The organism is Streptomyces flaveus, from assembly GCF_014647675.1.
In the GTDB taxonomy this organism is placed as follows: domain Bacteria; phylum Actinomycetota; class Actinomycetes; order Streptomycetales; family Streptomycetaceae; genus Streptomyces; species Streptomyces flaveus.
On the sequence record NZ_BMPQ01000001.1, the window covers coordinates 280,708 to 299,327 of the forward strand.

An 18,620-nucleotide genomic window follows, 5' to 3' on the forward strand; every position below is an offset into this window, starting at 1 on the left:
GATGGAACGCCGCCCATCGACGCACAGCACAGCTATGCACAGGCAGAGGGAGTCGCCGTGAAGGTAGGAATCGTCGGAGCCACCGGTCAGGTCGGCACGGTCATGCGCAGGATCCTCGTAGAGCGGGACTTCCCGGTCTCGGAGCTGCGCCTGTTCGCCTCGGCCCGCTCGGCCGGGTCGGTACTCGACGGTGTGACGGTGGAAGACGCTTCCACGGCGGACTACTCCGGCCTGGACATCGTGCTCTTCTCGGCGGGCGGCACGACCTCGCGGGCGCTGGCCGAGAAGGTCGCCTCGCAGGGCCCGGTCGTGATCGACAACTCCTCCGCCTGGCGCAAGGACCCGGACGTACCCCTGGTGGTGTCCGAGGTGAACCCGCACGCGATCGTGAACCGCCCCAAGGGGATCATCGCGAACCCGAACTGCACGACGATGGCCGCGATGCCGGTACTGAAGCCGCTGCACGAGGAGGCGGGCCTCGAGGCGCTGGTCGTCGCGACGTACCAGGCGGTGTCGGGCTCCGGCCTCGCGGGCGTGGCCGAGCTGCACGGCCAGGCCCAGAAGGTGATCGCGGACGCGGAGAAGCTGACGCACGACGGTTCGGCGGTCGACTTCCCCGAGCCGCAGGTCTACAAGCGCCCCATCGCCTTCAACGTCCTCCCCCTGGCGGGCTCGATCGTCGACGACGGCCTGAACGAGACGGACGAGGAGCAGAAGCTCCGCAACGAGTCCCGCAAGATCCTGGAGATCCCCGGCCTCAAGGTCTCCGGCACCTGCGTCCGCGTCCCGGTCTTCTCCGGCCACTCCCTCCAGGTGAACGCCCGCTTCACGCGCCCGCTGTCGGTGGAGCGCGCGACGGAGCTGCTGGCAGGCGCCCCGGGTGTCGCGCTGTCGGACATCCCGACCCCCCTCCAGGCCGCCGGCCAGGACCCGTCCTTCGTAGGCCGCATCCGCACGGACGAGACGGTGGAAAACGGCCTCGCCCTGTTCGTCTCGAACGACAACCTCCGCAAGGGCGCTGCGCTGAACGCGGTGCAGATCGCGGAGCTGGTGGCGGCGGAACTCAAGGGCTGACGCCTGCACGTACGAGGAGCGGGGCGGTCACCATACGGTGACCGCCCCGCTCCTTATTCCTCGCGCTGACTCAGCTCGTGTACACGAATGCGAGCCAAGCTCTCCGCCCGCATCCTGGCCCGGTCAAGCCGGGCCTGGGCGGAATCCAGCTCCGGATGGCGCTCGAACGCCTCGGCACGTACCTCGCGCCAGGATCGCCCCTTCATACTTGACCCTCCCGTTTTTCAGAGCGCCAGTTGCTGCCGCAGGGCCCGATCGATCTCCTTGAGTGCCTGCTGCGGCACCACACCGATCCGGTGACCGAATCGCGAGAAATCGAGCGCACGGATCTGTTCGCACTGAGCCTTGGAGTCCAGCCTCAAGCCACACTCCGCCGCGTGCAGAAAGACCTGGAACGGCCGCACATGCGAGACATTGGACGTCACCGGCACCACCGCCAGGACGCCGCGTCCCGCTCGGTCCGCCATGCGGTTCGCGGCATTGTTGGTCACGAGGACCGCAGGGCGCTTCTTGTTCGCCTCGCTGCCAACGGCCGGCTCCAGGTCCACCAGGTAGATGTCACCGCGATTCATCTGAGATTCCGTCCCCCGCAGTGCGGTCCCACAGCTCCGCGTCCTCGCTCGCGTACCACTCGTCCCAAGCCGCGAGGTACTCCTCCTCAAGGGCTGACTCGCGCAGCGCTTGAATAGCGGCGTGTATCACTGCGGATCGCGACTCTGCCGCCTTCTTGGTGGCGTACTCGTCGACGAAGGCGACGTCCTCCTGCGGCAGGCTCACACTAATCTTCATACCATTAGGGTAGCAGGGTATGACCAGAGTCGCCATATCAGTACTACCATTCAGGGTCAGATCTGCGCACCTCATAGAGGAAGCAGCCGTACTCCACCGCCCTGACATGCACCAGCACCACCTCCGAATCGGCGAACGCCGCCGTGAACGCCTCGTCGAAAGTCAACGGAGGTTCCACGAGACGGCCGCCGAGGATGTGCCCCTGGGCCGAGTAACGGCGGACCGTGCGATGCGCCCCCGGGAACGGGTGGCCGGTCAGCGACGGACCCCCGCACTCCTCCGCGTGGATGAACACCGGACCCTGTTCGTCGTACGCCCCCGGGTCAGCGCCCGTTTCCGCCGCCCAGCGGCGCAGCGGGGCGTACGAGACGAGGGCGATCCGTTCCCCCGGCTCGCTGCGGCGCAGGCAGCAGCGGAGTGGGGCTCCGCCCTCGTCGTCCGCGAAGGGGGCCATCGGACGGCCCGCGTCGTCCGTGGCGCGCAGCTCCTTCAGGGCGGCCGGTTCGATGGGACGTGCGTGATAGCTGGTCATGCAGTCCAGGCTGACCTCCGCCCGGCCAGGGCACCGGCGGGAAACGGACATCGCCTTACGCACAGCTCCCGTGGAAGGATGGCTGAACCGTTACATACGAGGACCGCACCGAGGAGATGACCGCGTGCCTGGCACAAACCTGACCCGTGAAGAGGCGCAGCAGCGGGCGAAGCTGCTCACCGTTGACTCGTACGAGATCGATCTCGACCTCTCCGGCGCGCAGGAGGGAGGCACCTTCCGGTCCGTGACCACCGTGCGCTTCGACTCGGTCGAGAACGGCGCGCAGTCCTTCATCGATCTGGTGGCCCCGACCGTCCACGAGATCACCCTCAACGGCGACCACCTCGATGCGGACGAGGTCTTCAAGGACTCGCGTATCGCACTCCCGGGCATCCTCGATGGCCGCAACATCCTGCGGGTCGTCGCCGACTGCGCGTACACCAACACCGGTGAGGGACTGCACCGGTTCGTCGACCCCGTCGACCAACAGGCCTACCTCTACACGCAGTTCGAGGTCCCGGACGCCCGCCGCGTGTTCGCGTCCTTCGAGCAGCCCGATCTGAAGGCCACCTTCCAGTTCACCGTGAAGGCGCCCACCGGCTGGACCGTCATCTCCAACTCGCCGACGCCCGAGCCCAAGTACGACATCTGGATCTTCGAGCCGACGCCGAGGATCTCCTCGTACATCACCGCGCTGATCGTCGGCCCGTACCACAGCGTCCACAGCGTGTACGAGAAGGACGGGCAGACCGTCCCGCTCGGCATCTACTGCCGGCCCTCCCTCGCCGAGTACCTGGACTCGGACGCGATCTTCGAGGTCACGCGGCAGGGCTTCGAGTGGTTCCAGGAGAAGTTCGACTACGCGTACCCGTTCAAGAAGTACGACCAGCTCTTCGTGCCGGAGTTCAACGCGGGCGCGATGGAGAACGCGGGTGCGGTCACCCTCCGCGACCAGTACGTCTTCCGGTCGAAGGTGACGGACGCGGCGTACGAGATGCGCGCCTCGACGATCCTGCACGAGCTGGCGCACATGTGGTTCGGCGACCTCGTGACCATGGAGTGGTGGAACGACCTGTGGCTGAACGAGTCGTTCGCCACCTACGCCGAGGCCGCCTGCCAGGCGCACCACCCCGACAGCCGGTGGCCGCACTCGTGGACCACCTTCGCCAATCAGATGAAGACCTGGGCTTACCGCCAGGACCAGCTTCCCTCCACGCACCCGATCATGGCCGAGATCCGCGACCTGGACGACGTGCTCGTCAACTTCGACGGCATCACGTACGCCAAGGGCGCGAGCGTGCTGAAGCAGCTCGTCGCGTACGTCGGGATGGACGAGTTCTTCCGGGGCGTGCAGGCGTACTTCAAGGCGCACGCGTACGGGAACACGCGGCTGTCCGACCTTCTCGGCGCGCTGGAGGAGACCAGCGGGCGTGACCTGGGGAACTGGTCCGAGAAGTGGCTCCAGACCGCCGGTATCAACATCCTCCGTCCCGAGATCGAGACCGACGCGGACGGCGTCATCACCTCCTTCGCCATCCGCCAGGAGGCGCCGGCGCTGCCCGCGGGCGCGAAGGGTGAGTCGACGCTGCGCCCGCACCGCATCGCGATCGGCTTCTACGACCTCGACGACGACAGCGGCAAGTTGCTGCGCGATGAGCGTGTCGAGCTGGACGTCGACGGTGAACTGACCGCCGTTCCGCAGCTGGTGGGCAAGCGCCGCCCGGCCGTCGTACTGCTCAACGACGACGACCTCTCGTACGCGAAGGTCCGCCTCGACGAGCAGTCGCTGGCCTTCGTCACGGAGCACCTGGGCGACTTCGAGGCGTCCCTCCCCCGCGCCCTGTGCTGGGCCTCGGCCTGGGACATGACGCGTGACGCGGAGCTCGCCACCCGTGACTACCTCTCGCTGGTGCTGTCCGGCATCGGCAAGGAGTCCGACATCGGCGTGGTGCAGTCGCTGCACCGCCAGGTGAAGCTGGCCCTCGACCTGTACGCGGACCCGGCCTGGCGCGAGAGTGGCCTGACCCGCTGGACCGTGGCCGCGCTCGAGCACCTGCGCGCGGCCGAGCCCGGCAGCGACCACCAGCTGGCCTGGGCGCGCGCCTTCGCGGCGACGGCCCGTACGCCCGAGCAGCTGGATCTCCTGGAGGGGCTGCTCAGCGGCAGCGAGACCGTCGAGGGGCTGGCCGTGGACACCGAGCTGCGCTGGACCTTCGTGCAGCGGCTCGCCGTGACGGGCCGGTTCGACGAGGCGGAGATCACCGCCGAGTACGAGCGGGACAAGACGGACGCCGGTGAGCGCTACGCGACGACCGCGCGGGCCGCCCGTCCGACCGAGGCGGCGAAGGCGGAGGCCTGGGCCTCGGTCGTCGAGTCCGACAAGCTGCCGAACGCCGTCCAGGAAGCGGTGATCGGCGGCTTCGTGCAGACCGACCAGCGCGAACTGCTCGCCCCGTACACGGAGAAGTTCTTCGCGGCGGTCAAGGACGTCTGGGAGTCCCGCTCCCACGAGATGGCCCAGCAGATCGCGGTCGGCCTCTACCCGTCCATCCAGGTCTCCCAGGACACCCTGGACAAGACGGACGCCTGGCTCGCGTCCGCCGAGCCCAACGCGGCGCTGCGCCGGCTGGTCTCGGAGTCTCGCTCGGGCGTGGAGCGTGCGCTGAAGGCGCAGGCGGCGGACGCGGCTTCCGCGCAGGAGTAGTAGCAGTAGTCCGTACGCGGTTGGGGGCGCCCGGTGTCGTACCGGGCGCCCCTTTCACGTCTCCAGGAGCTGCCCTGCCAGCCGGAGCATGGTGCGGGTGTGCAGCGCGGTCTGACGGTGGACCGGCACCCAGCGGGCGTCGAAGGTGGCGTCCAGTTCGCGGCTCCAGTCGCTCACCAGGAAGTCGAGGGCCTTGATGGCGGCCGTACCCGTCGCCGCCTCGACGAAGGCACCCCGCATCATCGCCGCCGCGCGCAGCGGGATGATGCGGGCCGCGATGCCGAGGGAGACGGAGTTGCCGACGGTGGTGGCGAGTCCGGCGTCGCCGAGGCCCCGGGCGTCATGCGTGGTCCAGGTGTCGACCACGCCGGGGCTGATGTCCATGAGCTCGCGGGCGGCCGTGTAGAACGGCAGCCGGGCGGGGTCCCGGGGCGGCCGGTCGGCCAACGGGCCGAGTACTTCCTCCAGTTGCTTGGAACGGCTGAGCAGGAGCTCCGAGGCGCGGTCGATCTCCCGTCCGGGGTCGGCGACGCGGCTCGGGTCGCTCACGGCCGCCACGCTCCACAGGGGCGCCTCGACGACGGCCGACACGGTGCCGTGCCGCAACGGGTACGTCCAGGTGGAACGGGAGGTGTAGCCGGACGGGTCGCGTTCGTCGGCCGGGCTGCCGTCGGGTCGTACGAGCACGCCGGGGCTGTCGACGAACCAACCCATACCGTCGAACGGCCGGTGTTCCAGGGGTATTTCGAGTTCCGCCACTACGGCACGGAAGGCGTCCGGTGCGCCGGGCACGGGACGGGTGAGTTGCAGGAACGATCCGCCTGCTTCGACCCCGTGCAGCGAGAACTGCACGACGGGACACAGCTCGTCGAGGAGCCGGGTGAGCGCACGGGACTCCGGCAGGGCCGGACGCGGATCGGCCTCGACGGGCGGAAACTCCGGCTGCCCGGCGAAGGCGGGCCGGTAGAAGCCCCGGTAGTACTCCTCCAGCGTGGGCCGCTCGGCGAACCGGCGCTCGGCGAGGGCGGCGCCGTCCGGATCCAGGCAGAGCAGGAAGTGCCAGGTGCAGTCCCACTCTTCGAGGACACGGGGGTCGCGTACGAACTCCTCGGCAAGGGCGAGCGCGGACATCCCGCCCACGGGCTCATTGGCATGCGCCCCGGCCACGGTGAGCACCTGCCGCTCGCCACGCCCGACGGACAGCACCCAGAGCGGCCGCCCGGCCCGCGACTCCTCGACGCTCCGCATCCGCACCACCCCGGGACGGGCCACCACCATCGCCCGCGCCGCCCGCGTCAGCTCGTCGACAGTGAGGATCACGCCCCCAACTCCTCACTTCCGCACGGATGTCGAGCGTTCATGACGGCCGCTGGGGGTCCCCCCGCTCGAGCGAAGTCGAGAGTGGGGGGAGGTCCGAGGCCACCGCCTCGTCAAGGCTCAAGGTGCCGGGTCAGGGAGTCAAGGGCGCGGTGCGGGGGAGCGGAGGGGTCGTTGGGGCTGGTGCGACGCAAGCACCGAGCCACTCGGGGACACTCCCACTCGCTCGCGGACCTTCGTACGCGGCCCGAGCTGACCCGCCACCGTCGCCGCGAACGCCAGCGCCATGCCCGCCAGTTGTACGGGACCGAGCGACTGACCGAGCGCGGCCCAGCCGACGACGGCCGCGGTCAGCGGTGAGAGCGGGCCGAGGAAGGTGACCTGGGTGGCGGCGAGGCGGCCTATGCCGCGGAACCAGAGCCAGTACGCCACCGCCGTGTTGGCCAGCGCGAGATAGAGGTAGCCGCCGATCGCCCGGCCGTCGAGCGCGGGCGGCGCCCCCTCGACGAGCAACGCCACCGGCGCGATCAGCAGGCCGCCCGCGGTCAACTGCCAGCCGGTGAGCGCCAACGGGCCCACGCCCTCCGGCCGCCCCCACCTCTTGGTGAGCACCGTCCCGGCGGACATCGACGCGGTCGCGGCGAGCGCCGCCGCGACCCCTATGACGTCCAGCGCACCCGTCGCCTTGAGCACGACGAGGCTGACGCCGAGGGCCGCCGCGATGCCGGTGAGGAGCGTACGGACGGTCGGGCGCTCGCCGAGCAGGACCGCCGCGAGGCCCGCGACGAACAGCGGGCCGACGGAGCCGACGACCGCCGCCAGGCCGCCGGGCAGGCGGTACGCGGAGAGGAAGAGCAGCGGGAAGAAGGCGCCGATGTTCAGCGCGCCCAGGGCCGCCGCCTTCCACCACCACACGCCGCTCGGCAACTTGCGGGCGACGGCGAGCAGCACGAGCCCGGCGGGCAGGGCCCGCACCAGGCCGGTGAACAGGGGGCGGTCGGCCGGCAGGAACTCCGTGGTGACGGCGTAGGTGGTGCCCCAGGAGAGGGGGGCCAGGGCGGTGAGGGCGATGGTGAGGGGAGCGGCGAGCACGGCGGGGCGAGCGGTGGGGCGGTTCATGACCGGCTCCAGGGGGGCGGCAGGGCAGCGTGGGTGGCAGGGCAGGCTGAAGCAGCTTGGCCGTAAGTAGCTTAGCTCTAAGCTACTTTTCGTCAAGCTACTTTCTTGCGAGCGACCGACCCGGCACGGATACTCGCCCCATGAGCAGCACGCCCAAGACCCCCCGGGACGCCGTCGACGCGATCATCGACCAGTGGGCCGTCGTACGGCCCGATCTGGACACGGCCGCGATGGAGGTGTTCGGCCGCGTCTACCGGCTCTCGCGGACGATGGGCGACCGGATGGACAAGGCGTACGCCCGGTTCGGGATCTCGCGTGGCGAGTTCGACGTACTCGCCGCGCTCCGGCGGTCCGGCGCCCCGTACACCCTCTCGCCCCGCCGGCTCTCGGACACGCTGATGCTGACCACCGGAGGCATGACGGGGCGGCTCGACAAGCTGGAACGGGCCGGCCTGCTGCGCCGGTCCCCCGACCCCCACGACCGCCGGGCCCTCCATGTCACCCTCACGAACAAGGGCCTGGCGATGATCGACGACGCGGTCGAGGCCGGGCTCGCCCTCCAGACGGAGGCGCTGTCGGCGCTCGACGAAGAACAGGCCGGCCAACTGGCCGACCTGTTGCGTCAGTTGCTCGCGGGCACGGTCAGCCCACGGCCTTAGCCATCGAAGAGGACCGAGGTCAGGAGGCCTGCACCTGGTCCTCGCCCTGCATCCTGCCCTGCGCCTTGCCCCCGGGCTTCGGCTTCGGCTGCCGGTCCGTCGACTTGTCCAGGACCATGGTCAGCCCGGCGATGACCGCGAAGAGCGCGATCGGCGCCACGACAAAGAGGCCCAGCGTCTCGACGACGCTCAGGCCCGGGCCGGGGTCGTCGCCGTCGTCGCGGGCCAGCGCGAGGGCGGGGGACGACATGAGCAGCATCATCAGCGTCGTACCGGCTGCCACGGCGCCGGCTCGCAGGGCGTTCTTCTTGTCCACGGGGCCACGGTAACGAACGGTTCGGGTGGGCGCTTGCGCGGGGTGCCCGTCGGGGGGTTTCTTTCCCCAAGCCCGCCCCTTCCCGAAACGGGGAGCTGCGCCCCCGGGCCCCCGCCAGGGGGTGGTGGGTGACAGTTGTGTCGCGGCTGCGGGTGCTTCATGGCTGGTCGCGCAGTTCCCCGCGCCCCTGACGGGGCGCTTGCCGGGCCCCGCTCTCACGCAGCGCCCGGTACGCGTCCCCGCACCACATCCAGCAGCGCGTGCAGCCTTGGCGAAGCAGCCAGTTCCTCCAGCGTTACCGGGCGGCCCTCCGCGTCGGCGATCGGGAGGCGCCAGTTCGGGTACTGGTCCCAGGTGCCGGGGACGTTCTGGGGGCGGCGGTCGCCGACCGTGTCCGGGAGCCAGATGCCGATCATGCGGGCCGGGGTGCGGAGCAGGAAGCGGTGGACGGCCTGGATCTCGGCTTCCTCCGAGACGGCGGTTCCGCCGCCCAGGCCGTCGAGGAGGCCGAGGCGGGCGAGCAGGGTCAGCCACTCCCCCGCGTCCGCGGCGGCCTCGGCGCGTTCCTCCTCCAAGGGGCGGGTCAACAGGCCCAGGCTGTCGCGGAGTTCGACGTGGTCGCCGGTGAGGCGGGCCGCGGTGGGCGGCAGGTCGTGGGTGGTGGCGGTGGCGAGGCAGTCGGCACGCCAGCGTTCCGGCGGCAGGGGCAGACCGTCGCCCTCCCAGTCGCGCTCGAACCACAGCACGGACGTGCCGAGCACGCCTCGCTCGTGCAGCGTGTCGCGGACGCCCGGTTCGACGGTGCCGAGGTCCTCGCCGATCACCAGCGCTCCGGCGCGCGAGGCCTCCAGTACGAGAATCGCGAGCATGGCCTCGGCGTCGTAACGGACGTACGTCCCTTCCGTCGGCGCCTCGCCCTGCGGAACCCACCAGAGCCGGAACAGGCCCATGACGTGGTCGATGCGCAGGGCGCCTGCGTACCGGAACAGGGCGCGCAGCAAGCGGCGGTAGGGGGCGTAGCCGGAGTCGGCGAGCCGGTCGGGGCGCCAGGGGGGCAGGCCCCAGTCCTGGCCGCGGGCGTTGAAGGCGTCGGGGGGCGCGCCGACGGACATGCCCGCCGCGAAGTACTCCTGTTGCGCCCAGGCGTCGGCGCCGCCGGGATGCACTCCGACCGCGAGGTCGTGCACGAGTCCGACGGGCATGCCCGCGTCGCGCGCGCTGCGCTGGGCGGTGGCGAGCTGGCTGTCGGTGAGCCAGACGAGACGGCTGTGGAAGTCGATGCGGTCGATCAACTCGGCCCGGGCGCGGGCGGTTTCGGGCGAGCGGGGATCACGCAGGCCGGCCGGCCAGTTGTGCCAGTCGGAGCCATATCTCTCCGCGAGCGCGCACCAGGTGGCGTGGTCCTCGAGGGCCTCGCCCTCCTCGGCGAGGAAGTCGCAGTAGGCGGCGCGCCGTCCGGGCCCGAGCGGCACATCGCGTACGAGTTCCAGGGCTTCGCGCTTGAGTGCCCATACGGCGTCGCGGTCGATCAACGCGCCTTTGTGGAGCACGGATTCACGCAGCCGGTCGGCCCGCTCCAGCAGCGTACGAACCCGGTCGCGGTCCTCGACGTACGCGAATTCCGGGATGTCCTCGACGCGCAGATGCACCGGATCGGGGAAGCGGCGTGAGGAGGGGCGGTACGGGGAGGGGTCGGTGGGCTCACCCGGCACGGCCACGTGCAGGGGGTTGAGCTGCACGAATCCGGCGCCGAGCGCCCGCCCCGCCCAGGCCGTCAGCTCGGCGAGGTCTCCGAGGTCGCCCATCCCCCAGGAGCGGCGGGAGAGGAGGGAGTAGAGCTGGACGAGCAGTCCGTACGTACGTCCCGGGGGCGCCGGCAGCCGGGAGGGGGCGACCACGAGGTGGGCGCGGGCGGTGCGGCCGTCGGGGGCGGTGGCCTCCAGCTCATGGATGCCGTACGGGAGTTGCTCGGCCGAGGCGCGGGTCTCGCCCTGCTCGGTACGGATCCGCAGGCGGGTGCCCGCGGGCAGTGCGGTGAGCGCGGCCGGCAGCGGGCCGCCCGGGCGCCCGGCCCGGGCGGTGGGCGCGGGGTCGTCCGCCGCGGGTTCCCGGTCGCCGCTCACGGCCGGGGCCCCGCCCCAGCACACCACCGTCGGCGGCAGCAGCCGCTCCCGCAGCTCCGTCTCGCGGGCCGCGAGCGACCTCTGGACGGCGTCCGGAGTCCGGGCGTCCACGCCCAGCGCGCCGAGGACGGCGATCACCGCCGAGTCCGAGGCCTCGACCGTACGGTCCGGGGACGGGCTGTAGGAGGTGGCGACGCCGTGCAACGCGGCGAGCCGGGACAGCGGCATCAGACCCCCGGGAAGTCCAGGCCTGCGGCGGCGCCCGTGGAGGTGGGCTCGCTCGTCAGGGGGGCGGCGTCGGCGAGGGGTGGCTCGCTGGTGAGGGGTTCGGCGTCGGGCAGCGGCGGCTCACTGGTCAGCGGAGCCTCGGCGCAGGGGCCCTCGGCACTGAAGGCGCAAAGGTGCAGGTCGGGGTCGGCGGGCAGGCCCGCCAGGCGTTTGGAGGGGTCCTCCAGGCGGTCTCCGGGGCGTTTGGAGAGGGCCGAGAGCAGAAGCGGTGCCGGTGCGGCCACGAGGGCCTCCTTGGAGAAGTCGATACTGCGGGGTCAGGGGCCCCATACCCAGCGGGCGCGGACACAGACGTAAACGAGTGGGCAACGTGTTGGTGTTCACATTCTCTCCCGGATCCGGGGTTACTACCGAGGATCTTTTTGTCAGGCCGAGTCCTGGGCGGATTTCCTGCCTGCTATTCACTCAGTACATATACCGGGTACATACTGGCCCCCATGAGCACCCGCCACATCCTGCTGGGGCTGCTCGCCGGTGGGCCGAGCCATGGCTACGACCTCAAGCGACGGCACGACGAACGTTTCCCGCAGGCCCGCCCGCTGGCCTACGGGCAGGTCTACACGACCCTGCAACGCCTGGTCCGCGACGGCCTCGCCGAGGTCGACGGCACCGATTCCGCCGGCGGCCCGGAGCGGACGCGGTACCGGTCGACCGACGAAGGAGCACGTGAACTGGCCAAGTGGGCGGGCGAGATCACACCGCCCGCCCCCTTCGTGACGAACGAGATCTTCGCCAAGGTCGTCTGCGCGATCCTCGCCTCGACGGAACCGGCCGACTATCTGCGCGCCCAGCGCGCCGCACACATGGAGCGGATGCGGCAGCTCACGGCGGTCAAGACCGCCACGGGCACCGATCTCGCGACGGTCCTGTCGGCCGACTACGCCCTGTCTCATCTCGACGCCGACCTGCGCTGGATGAACACCACCGCCGCCCGGCTCACCACACTGACCGCGGAGGTCGACGCAGCATGAGCAACGAAGTGCCGCTCCTGGCGGCCCGTGCCCTCACCAAGGCACACGGCAGAACGCAGGCGCTGCGTGGCGCCACGGTCGAACTGCGCGCCGGCGAGATCCTCGCCGTCACCGGCACCAGCGGCAGCGGAAAGTCCACGCTCCTGCACTGCCTGGCCGGGATCGTCCGCCCCGACGAGGGCTCGGTGGTCTACGACGGACGGCGCCTGGACCAGCTGCCGGAGAAGCAGCTCAGCGAGCTGCGGCGTACGGAGTTCGGGGTGGTGTTCCAGTTCGGGCAGCTCATCCCGGAGTTGACCGCGATCGACAACGTGGCGCTGCCGCTGATGCTCGCGGGAGTGCGGCGGACCGAGGCGCACAAGCGGGCGGACGAATGGCTGGAGCGGTTCGGCGTACGCGGCCAGGAGGAGCTGCGACCGGGCGAGATGAGCGGCGGTCAGGCCCAACGGGTGTCGATGGCACGGGCGTTGGTGACCGGCCCGAAGGTCGTCTTCGCCGACGAGCCGACCGGTGCGCTGGACTCCCTGGCGAGCGAGCAGGTGATGACGGCGTTGGTGCACACCGTCCGGGAGACGGGCACGACGGTGCTGCTCATCACGCACGATCACCAGGTCGCGGCGTACGCGGACCGTGAGGCCCGGCTGCTGGACGGCGTCGTCCGGCAGGACTCGGTGGACCTGGAGGTGGCCCAGTGAAGGGCTCGGTGACGGCCCCGGTGACGGAGGATCTGCGGCTCGCCTGGCTGCTGATGCGGGGTTCCGACCGGCGCGAGTGGTGGCGCGTGATGCTGACGGCGGTGGGAGCCGCGCTGGCCACCGGCTTCGGGCTCGCGGCGCTCGGGATCGGAGCGGTACGCGGGCACGTGCACTTCCCGTATCTCAACGGCCTGCTGGATGAGCCGGGGATACGTCCCGGGGTCGTCGTCGCGCTGCTGCTCCTGCTGGTGCCGGTACTCGGGTTCCTCGGGCAGTGCGCGCGGATCGGCGCCGTCCACCGGGACCGGCGGCTGGCCTCGCTGCGCCTGGTCGGGGCGACGGCCCTGCATGTGCGGCGTATCGCGGCCCTGGAGGCGGGTCTCGCCTGCCTGCTGGGCTCGGCTCTCGCCGCGGCGGTCGCCGTACCCCTGGTGCTGCACCTGTGGGACCGGCCCCCGCTGCTGCTCTGGGCCGGCTTCGCCCTGGTGACGCTGGCCGTGCCTGTCGTCGCCGCGCTGGTGAGCGTGGTCGCGCTGCGCCGGGTGGTGGCCTCACCGCTGGGGTGGGTGCGCCGGGTGCGGCCGGAGCGTGACAGGAGCGCGTGGCTCACCCTGGGGGCGCCCACGCTGCTGGTGTTCGCGGCGGCCGTACTGGTTCTGGTGTGGGGCACGCAGGCGAGCTCCACCGCGTTCCCGCTGGCGGTGTTCGGCGCGGTGCTGCTGACCGCGGTGGGTTCGGTCGCGGTCGCCGGGGCCACGTCGAAGATCACCGGCCGGTGGCTCGCCACGCGGACCGAGAACGCGGCGGTACTGATCGCGGCCGAGCGCCTGCGCACCGACCCCTGGGCCGCCGCGCGCACCCACGCCGCCGTAATCCTGGTGACCATCGTGGGCGTGGGCTTCCTGGGCATACGGCAGCTGCTGCTCCACGACCTGAACGGCCCGGGCCCGGGACACAACTACTCCGCCGAGGACATGGCCTTCTACACCACCGGCATCAACCTCACGGGCGCCGCCGTCCTGGTCGCGCTGACCATCACCCTGAGCGGTCTCGCCGTCGGCGCCGCCGAGTCATTGGCCACCCGGCGCCGGGGCCTCGCCGCACAGGCCGCGGCCGGGGTGCCGCAGGCGGTGCTCGGCCGGGCACTGCTCCTGGAGACCGCGCTGCCGCTGGCCCCGGCGATGCTGCTCGCGGGTCTCGGCGGTACGGCGGTGTATCTCGCGTACGGGCTGCTGGTGGGGGTCCCCCTCCCGCTGCTGCCGCTGCTGTTCCCGGCGGCGGTGTACGTGTCCTGCCTGCTCGCCGCGGCCACGGCGCTGCCGCTGCTGCGACGCGTGATCCGGCCGGGCGAGCTGCGCTACACGTAGCACGGCGTGACCGTACGGCTCGGCATGGCTCGGCTCTCCGGGAGGCACGAGGGGACTTCCCGGAGAGCCGTAGCACCGCGTGATCCGTGCGCCAAGCGGGTAGCGAAGTCCGGTGCTGTACCGCGCCCCTAAGGAGGCCGCAGGCCTTCCTTTAGGGGCGCGGGGAACTGCGCGACCAGCCACGACGGACCCGCACCCGAAAACCGCACAACCAGCAGAGCGCTTACGCAATACGAAGGCCCGGATTCGTCAGGCAGAAATGCCGTCGATCCGGGCCATCGCGTCCTCCGCGCCGTACGGCTGCAAGTACGGCAGCCAGCGCGGGTCCCTATGCCCGGTCCCGATGATGCGCCAGGCCAGTCCCGAGGGCGGGGCGGGTTTGTGGCGCAGCCGCCAGCCGATCTCGAAGAGATGGCGGTCGGCCTTCACGTGGTTGCAGCGGCGGCAGGACGCCACCACGTTGTCCCAGACGTGCTGACCCCCGCGGGAGCGCGGGACGACGTGGTCGACGCTGGTTGCGACGCCACCGCAGTACATGCACCGGCCTCCGTCGCGGGCGAACAGTGCCCGACGGGTCAGCGGAACGGGCCCCCGGTAAGGGACCCGTACGAACCTCTTCAGCCGGACCACGCTGGGTGCGGGGACAGTAACGGTCGCGCTGTGCATGAAGGCGCCGGATTCCTCGAGGCAGACAGCCTTGTTCTCGAGGACGAGGACGAGCGCGCGGCGGAGCGGTACGACGCCGAGTGGCTCGTACGACGCGTTGAGGACCAGGACATGCGGCACGGATGCCTCCTTGTACGCCGGCGGCGCGTGGCTCGCGCCGGGACGATCTGTAGTCAGTCTCCCCTCATGCCTGGTGGAAGCGCCACCATGTCCCGGTAACGGGCTGGGAGTGTTTTCGACCACACCGTTTTCACTTCCCCGTGTTCATCCCAGGTGAGCACAGTCTCTCCCGCGAACTTTGCGGCGATCCACACATGGTGCCCCGTTAGTGTGTTGAGTCTGCCTGTCCGGTGACTCTCTTGTGACCCCCATGCCGCGGGCGGGCCGCTACGCCTGGAGGTACCTGCTGTGTTCTTGTCCGTCCTGTCGGTCGCCGATCCCTCGGACGAACCGTCGGCGCCATCGCTCCAGGACGCCCAGGAGAGTGCGACCAACGCCGCGAGCTGGGTGGAGCAGAACTGGTCGACGTGGCTCAGCATCGGACTCAGAGTCCTGCTGATCGTCGTGATCGCGGGCGTCCTGAGAGTGATGATCCGGCGGGCCATCACCAAGCTGATAGACCGCATGAACCGCACCGCCCAGGCCGTCGACGGCACCGCCCTTGGCGGTCTCCTCGTCAACGTCGAGCGCCGCCGTCAGCGTTCCCAGGCCATCGGTTCGGTACTGCGCTCGGTCGCGTCCTTCCTGATCCTGGGCACGGCCGGACTGATGATCCTCGGCACGTTCCAGATCAACCTGGCCCCACTGCTGGCGTCGGCGGGTGTGGCGGGCGTCGCGATCGGTTTCGGCGCGCGCAACCTCGTCACCGACTTCCTCTCCGGCGTCTTCATGATCCTCGAGGACCAGTACGGCGTAGGCGACACGGTCGACGCGGGCGTCGCCTCCGGCGAGGTCATCGAGGTGGGCCTGCGCGTGACGAAGCTCCGCGGCGACAACGGCGAGATCTGGTACGTCCGCAACGGCGAGGTCAAGCGCATCGGCAACCTCTCCCAGGGCTGGGCCACGGCGGGCGTCGACGTGACGGTCCGCCCCGACGAGGACCTCGACGTGGTCAAGGCCAAGATCCTCGAGGTCGGCGAGACGATGAGCAAGGAAGAGCCCTGGAACGAGCGCCTCTGGGGCCCGATCGAGGTCCTCGGCCTCGACAGCGTGCTCCTGGACTCCATGGTCGTCCGCGTCTCGGCGAAGACGATGCCCGGAAAGGCCCTGTCCGTGGAGCGCGAGCTGCGCTGGCGCATCAAGAAGGCCTTCGACGCGGCCGGCATCCAGATCGTGGGCGGCCTCCCGCTCCAGCCGGACACCGAGGCGCCCACCGGCGACCCGACGGCAGGCATGGCCCCTCCGTCGGCGTACGCGAACACGTCGTCCCCACAGGCCCAGGCGGCTACGCCGCTCACGCCTGCACCGGCGGCTTCGGGTTCGCCGAACGTAGCGAAATAGCGGCCTGTACGAAGACGGCGGCGCCCGGAGGGTTCTGGGCGCCGCTTCGTTGTGTGCACAGTGGCCGCGGTAAACGGTTCGGCACACTCGTTCGAGTGAACGCTCACTAAATTCCAGGTCAGCAGCCTACCGAGCACCCCATGCTCCTGCCGGGGCACCCAGCACGGCGTAGCCTGGCATCGACGTGGCGAGGAGAACAGCGATGAGCGCCGAACCCATCACGGAGCCGGTCATGACGCAGCAGGACCCCATCGATCTGTTGATCGCGATCGAAGAAGCGTCTGTGGCGCCGATTCGACCCGAGTACGTCGAGGGGACGGTCATCGTGCCGCCGCAGCCGGACTACAACCACAGCAAGGGCGCCGTCAAACTCGCTGTCCAGTTCCACACCGCCGGGTTCGAACTGGCGGGCATGGGTATGGGCTTCCGCGCCGCCCACAAGGACGGCAGCACCATGTCTCTGGTCATCCCGGATTTCTACGTCCTCCGCCGCGAACCGACCGAACTCGACGAGTCGTACCTCAAAGCCCACAAAGGTTGGTACCCCATCGACATGATCGCCTTGATCGGCGAGGTCACCTCAACCAACCACGAGACAGACACCGGCCCAAAAATGCGCACGTACGCAGCTGTCGGCGTCCCCGTCTACGTCCTGATCAACCGCAACACCAAGACGGCCCACTGCTACACCGATCCGATCCTCCCCGGCGACGACCCCACCAGGGCGTACTACGACGACGAATCCAAGGTCGACCTGGGCGAGCCCCTTCCCCTCCCCGAGCCGTATCCCACCCTGGACACAGCCCCCTTCAGGACGAGGTAGTCAGTCGGCCGGCAAGGAATCCGGCCATGGCGCGGACTCCGAGGCCAAGAGCGCGCTCGTCCGCGCCGAAGTCCGGGGCGTGTGGTGTTCCGTTGAGGCCCGCTTCCGGATTTGCGACGCCGAGGAAGAACATCGCCCCGGGGACGTCCCGCAGGAAGAGTGCGAAGTCCTCGCCGTTGAAGGGGAACGACGCCTGCAGCACCGTGACGGCGTCGCCGCTCCGAACCCCGTCAGCAGCGGCCGTCACCCAACCAGCGGCTCCGCAAGGAGAACGACCCGATCAGCCTCCACATCGAAGCCGAGCACACGCTCAGCACCAGTCGCTGTCGTCCCGGTCCGCGACGATCTCGACCTGCAGGGACCCGTCGGTCGGCCCCTCCACCGTCAGATACGCGGTCGTCCCGTCTATCCGCTTGGCGAAGCAGTCTTTCGTCCGGACCCGCCACCCCTCCGCCAGCGCGGCTTTCCGATAGTGCGCGAGGACGCTCTCCCGAGGCCCTCCGTAGGTATAGGACGTCCCGGCGACCACGAACAGATCGTCGTCATCGCACCCCTGATACGGCTCTCCCTCTCCGGCCCCCTCCGGCCCTGCACCCAGCACGGATTCTCCCGCCAGGACCTCCCCGAGCCTGTCCTCCTCGGCCCCGCACCCGTACTCAAACAGGAAGTACCCCAGCGGTGCCCCCACCACAACGAAGGCCGCGGCGCCCAGCAACCCCACCGCGGCCAGCAGCCCGGCCAGCGATGTCCCCACCTTGTGTATGCGCATGCCGCGGGACGCTAGCGCACAGGCGGCCGCCAGGGGCGCTCCTGCTCGCGCTCTTCAGGCCGACTCTCTGAGTTGCTGACGCGGTCGCTTCCCCATCACCCCCGCTCCCCCACCGCTTCCGCCACGCCCACGATGAAGCTCCCGCCCACCAGCCGCACATCCGCCGACCACCCCAATCCCGCGAGATCACCCGTGAGCGTCTCGGGGTCGTGGAAGACCTTCACGATGCGATGCCGACTGCCGTCGTCGAGTTGGCGCACCACCGTGGACGCGGACTGCGGTGCGAGGAATTCCTCGCGCCAGGCCTCGGACGGGCCCTCGTCGATGAAGATCGCCTTGCCCTGTGGGGCGAGTGCCTCGCGGACCGTGTTCCAGAAGGCGGGCAGTCGCGATGGCGGGACGTGGGAGAGCCAGAAGGCGAAGAAGACCGTGTCGTAGCGGCGGGACGGGTGCCAGGTGAAGACGTCGGCCTGGGTGAACAGGACGTTGGGGGACGTGACGCGGGCGCATGCGATGTCGAGCGTTTCCGCCGCCGCGTCGAGCGCGGTCACCGAGTGGGCGCGTGCGGCGAGTGCGGCGGTCCACTGGCCCGTTCCGCAGGCCAGCTCCAACACGTCCCCGGTGATGGGGAGTTCGTCGGTCACGGCCAGCAGGTTCCGTAGGTCCTCGCGTTCGGCATAGCCCTGGTCGTACTCGGGCGCTCTGGCCCGGTAGTAGGCCTGCTGCTCCGCCAGAAGGGCGTCGTCCGGAAGGCCATGGTCCACAAGCGCTTCGTCCTCGCCAGCCATGGGCCGACCCTAGCCGTACAGCCTCACGTAACGACTTTGTTGCCTGGCGGTGGCTGGTATTGACGCCTCTGTGGCCGAAGGCCTACCTTCCACAACCAATAGGAAAGTTTCCTAACAGTG

General features: G+C 70.3%; 20 protein-coding genes. 8 read left to right on the forward strand and 12 right to left on the reverse strand.

Annotated elements, in window-relative coordinates:
• Nucleotides 1–57 precede the first annotated feature (57 nt).
• Nucleotides 58–1,074: an aspartate-semialdehyde dehydrogenase gene (locus IEZ21_RS01270; RefSeq protein WP_189320026.1), complete on the forward strand. Its 1,017-nt coding sequence runs from the start codon at nt 58–60 to the stop codon at nt 1,072–1,074.
• A gap of 224 nt (nt 1,075–1,298) precedes the next feature.
• Here IEZ21_RS01270 and IEZ21_RS01275 read toward each other — a convergent pair whose 3' ends face one another.
• Genes IEZ21_RS01275 through IEZ21_RS01285 form a run of 3 tightly spaced genes read right to left on the reverse strand, consistent with a single transcriptional unit; the run spans nt 1,299 to nt 2,395 of the window.
• On the reverse strand, nt 1,299–1,646 hold the full coding sequence (locus IEZ21_RS01275) for a type II toxin-antitoxin system PemK/MazF family toxin (RefSeq protein ID WP_189320027.1): 348 nt from the start codon (nt 1,644–1,646) through the stop codon (nt 1,299–1,301).
• Nucleotides 1,633–1,863, reverse strand: coding sequence for a ribbon-helix-helix domain-containing protein (locus IEZ21_RS01280; RefSeq protein WP_189320028.1), 231 nt, complete (start codon nt 1,861–1,863; stop codon nt 1,633–1,635). The genes IEZ21_RS01275 and IEZ21_RS01280 overlap by 14 nt, the downstream gene beginning before the upstream one ends.
• A gap of 43 nt (nt 1,864–1,906) precedes the next feature.
• Entirely contained in the window at nt 1,907–2,395 is a 489-nt protein-coding gene (locus IEZ21_RS01285) for a DUF1203 domain-containing protein (protein ID WP_189320029.1), read from the reverse strand.
• A 124-nt stretch (nt 2,396–2,519) separates the two neighbouring features.
• Here IEZ21_RS01285 and pepN point away from each other — a divergent pair, with 124 nt between their 5' ends.
• Nucleotides 2,520–5,099 (forward strand): aminopeptidase N, encoded by a 2,580-nt coding sequence (pepN, locus tag IEZ21_RS01290; protein WP_189320030.1) that lies wholly within the window; start codon nt 2,520–2,522, stop codon nt 5,097–5,099.
• A 54-nt stretch (nt 5,100–5,153) separates the two neighbouring features.
• Here the strand turns inward: pepN and IEZ21_RS01295 are convergent, their stop codons facing one another.
• Nucleotides 5,154–6,419, reverse strand: coding sequence for a M14 family zinc carboxypeptidase (locus tag IEZ21_RS01295; RefSeq protein ID WP_246567190.1), 1,266 nt, complete (start codon nt 6,417–6,419; stop codon nt 5,154–5,156).
• Nucleotides 6,420–6,557: 138 nt separating this feature from the next.
• Nucleotides 6,558–7,535, reverse strand: coding sequence for an EamA family transporter (locus IEZ21_RS01300; protein ID WP_189320031.1), 978 nt, complete (start codon nt 7,533–7,535; stop codon nt 6,558–6,560).
• Nucleotides 7,536–7,675: 140 nt separating this feature from the next.
• On the opposite strand from IEZ21_RS01300, the gene IEZ21_RS01305 reads away from it, so the two are divergent.
• Complete coding sequence (locus tag IEZ21_RS01305) at nt 7,676–8,194, forward strand: MarR family winged helix-turn-helix transcriptional regulator (protein WP_189320032.1); 519 nt, start codon at nt 7,676–7,678, stop codon at nt 8,192–8,194.
• 19 nt (nt 8,195–8,213) lie between these two features.
• On the opposite strand, the gene IEZ21_RS01310 is transcribed toward IEZ21_RS01305, so the two are convergent.
• The 3 genes from IEZ21_RS01310 to IEZ21_RS01320 form a co-directional block, all read right to left on the reverse strand.
• A complete protein-coding gene (locus IEZ21_RS01310) occupies nt 8,214–8,510 on the reverse strand; it encodes a hypothetical protein (protein WP_033327992.1) in 297 nt (98 codons plus the stop codon).
• 215 nt (nt 8,511–8,725) lie between these two features.
• Nucleotides 8,726–10,861, reverse strand: a complete 2,136-nt coding sequence (gene malQ, locus IEZ21_RS01315) for a 4-alpha-glucanotransferase (RefSeq protein WP_189320033.1) — start codon at nt 10,859–10,861, stop codon at nt 8,726–8,728.
• Nucleotides 10,861–11,145: a hypothetical protein gene (locus IEZ21_RS01320; RefSeq protein ID WP_033327990.1), complete on the reverse strand. Its 285-nt coding sequence runs from the start codon at nt 11,143–11,145 to the stop codon at nt 10,861–10,863. The genes malQ and IEZ21_RS01320 overlap by 1 nt, the downstream gene beginning before the upstream one ends.
• A 213-nt stretch (nt 11,146–11,358) precedes the next feature.
• Between IEZ21_RS01320 and IEZ21_RS01325 the strand changes: the two genes are divergently transcribed.
• From IEZ21_RS01325 to IEZ21_RS01335, 3 genes are read left to right on the forward strand one after another with little or no spacing between them, the layout of a single operon-like run.
• On the forward strand, nt 11,359–11,892 hold the full coding sequence (locus tag IEZ21_RS01325) for a PadR family transcriptional regulator (protein WP_189320034.1): 534 nt from the start codon (nt 11,359–11,361) through the stop codon (nt 11,890–11,892).
• The gene (locus tag IEZ21_RS01330; RefSeq protein ID WP_189320035.1) at nt 11,889–12,587 is read left to right on the forward strand and encodes an ABC transporter ATP-binding protein; all 699 of its coding nucleotides are present in this window, start codon (nt 11,889–11,891) and stop codon (nt 12,585–12,587) included. Before IEZ21_RS01325 ends, IEZ21_RS01330 begins: the two co-directional genes overlap by 4 nt.
• Entirely contained in the window at nt 12,584–13,954 is a 1,371-nt protein-coding gene (locus tag IEZ21_RS01335; protein WP_373302147.1) for an FtsX-like permease family protein, read from the forward strand. Before IEZ21_RS01330 ends, IEZ21_RS01335 begins: the two co-directional genes overlap by 4 nt.
• Before the next feature lie 249 nt (nt 13,955–14,203).
• Here the strand turns inward: IEZ21_RS01335 and IEZ21_RS01340 are convergent, their stop codons facing one another.
• Nucleotides 14,204–14,740, reverse strand: a complete 537-nt coding sequence (locus IEZ21_RS01340; protein ID WP_033327982.1) for an HNH endonuclease — start codon at nt 14,738–14,740, stop codon at nt 14,204–14,206.
• A gap of 288 nt (nt 14,741–15,028) precedes the next feature.
• Here IEZ21_RS01340 and IEZ21_RS01345 point away from each other — a divergent pair, with 288 nt between their 5' ends.
• Together IEZ21_RS01345 and IEZ21_RS01350 are read left to right on the forward strand one after the other, a co-directional pair.
• Complete coding sequence (locus IEZ21_RS01345) at nt 15,029–16,120, forward strand: mechanosensitive ion channel family protein (RefSeq protein WP_189320036.1); 1,092 nt, start codon at nt 15,029–15,031, stop codon at nt 16,118–16,120.
• Between the two features lie 202 nt (nt 16,121–16,322).
• Complete coding sequence (locus IEZ21_RS01350) at nt 16,323–16,943, forward strand: Uma2 family endonuclease (RefSeq protein ID WP_189320037.1); 621 nt, start codon at nt 16,323–16,325, stop codon at nt 16,941–16,943.
• Here IEZ21_RS01350 and IEZ21_RS01355 read toward each other — a convergent pair.
• The 3 genes from IEZ21_RS01355 to IEZ21_RS01365 form a co-directional block, all read right to left on the reverse strand.
• On the reverse strand, nt 16,930–17,190 hold the full coding sequence (locus IEZ21_RS01355) for a hypothetical protein (protein ID WP_189320038.1): 261 nt from the start codon (nt 17,188–17,190) through the stop codon (nt 16,930–16,932). The two genes, IEZ21_RS01350 and IEZ21_RS01355, sit on opposite strands and share 14 nt — an antisense overlap.
• 63 nt (nt 17,191–17,253) lie before the next feature.
• Nucleotides 17,254–17,712 (reverse strand): hypothetical protein, encoded by a 459-nt coding sequence (locus IEZ21_RS47285; protein WP_246567191.1) that lies wholly within the window; start codon nt 17,710–17,712, stop codon nt 17,254–17,256.
• 95 nt (nt 17,713–17,807) lie between these two features.
• Complete coding sequence (locus IEZ21_RS01365; RefSeq protein ID WP_189320039.1) at nt 17,808–18,500, reverse strand: class I SAM-dependent methyltransferase; 693 nt, start codon at nt 18,498–18,500, stop codon at nt 17,808–17,810.
• Nucleotides 18,501–18,620 lie beyond the last annotated feature (120 nt).

Bases quoted from the DNA above. Each gene is read 5' to 3' on its own strand.
- IEZ21_RS01275 (WP_189320027.1), bottom strand. From the start codon at position 1,646: ATGAATCGCGGTGACATCTACCTGGTGGACCTGGAGCCGGCCGTTGGC.
- IEZ21_RS01280 (WP_189320028.1), bottom strand. From the start codon at position 1,863: ATGAAGATTAGTGTGAGCCTGCCGCAGGAGGACGTCGCCTTCGTCGAC.
- IEZ21_RS01285 (WP_189320029.1), bottom strand. From the start codon at position 2,395: ATGACCAGCTATCACGCACGTCCCATCGAACCGGCCGCCCTGAAGGAG.
- IEZ21_RS01300 (WP_189320031.1), bottom strand. From the start codon at position 7,535: ATGAACCGCCCCACCGCTCGCCCCGCCGTGCTCGCCGCTCCCCTCACC.
- IEZ21_RS01305 (WP_189320032.1), top strand. From the start codon at position 7,676: ATGAGCAGCACGCCCAAGACCCCCCGGGACGCCGTCGACGCGATCATC.
- malQ (WP_189320033.1), bottom strand. From the start codon at position 10,861: ATGCCGCTGTCCCGGCTCGCCGCGTTGCACGGCGTCGCCACCTCCTAC.
- IEZ21_RS01325 (WP_189320034.1), top strand. From the start codon at position 11,359: ATGAGCACCCGCCACATCCTGCTGGGGCTGCTCGCCGGTGGGCCGAGC.
- IEZ21_RS01330 (WP_189320035.1), top strand. From the start codon at position 11,889: ATGAGCAACGAAGTGCCGCTCCTGGCGGCCCGTGCCCTCACCAAGGCA.
- IEZ21_RS01350 (WP_189320037.1), top strand. From the start codon at position 16,323: ATGAGCGCCGAACCCATCACGGAGCCGGTCATGACGCAGCAGGACCCC.
- IEZ21_RS47285 (WP_246567191.1), bottom strand. From the start codon at position 17,712: ATGCGCATACACAAGGTGGGGACATCGCTGGCCGGGCTGCTGGCCGCG.
- IEZ21_RS01365 (WP_189320039.1), bottom strand. From the start codon at position 18,500: ATGGCTGGCGAGGACGAAGCGCTTGTGGACCATGGCCTTCCGGACGAC.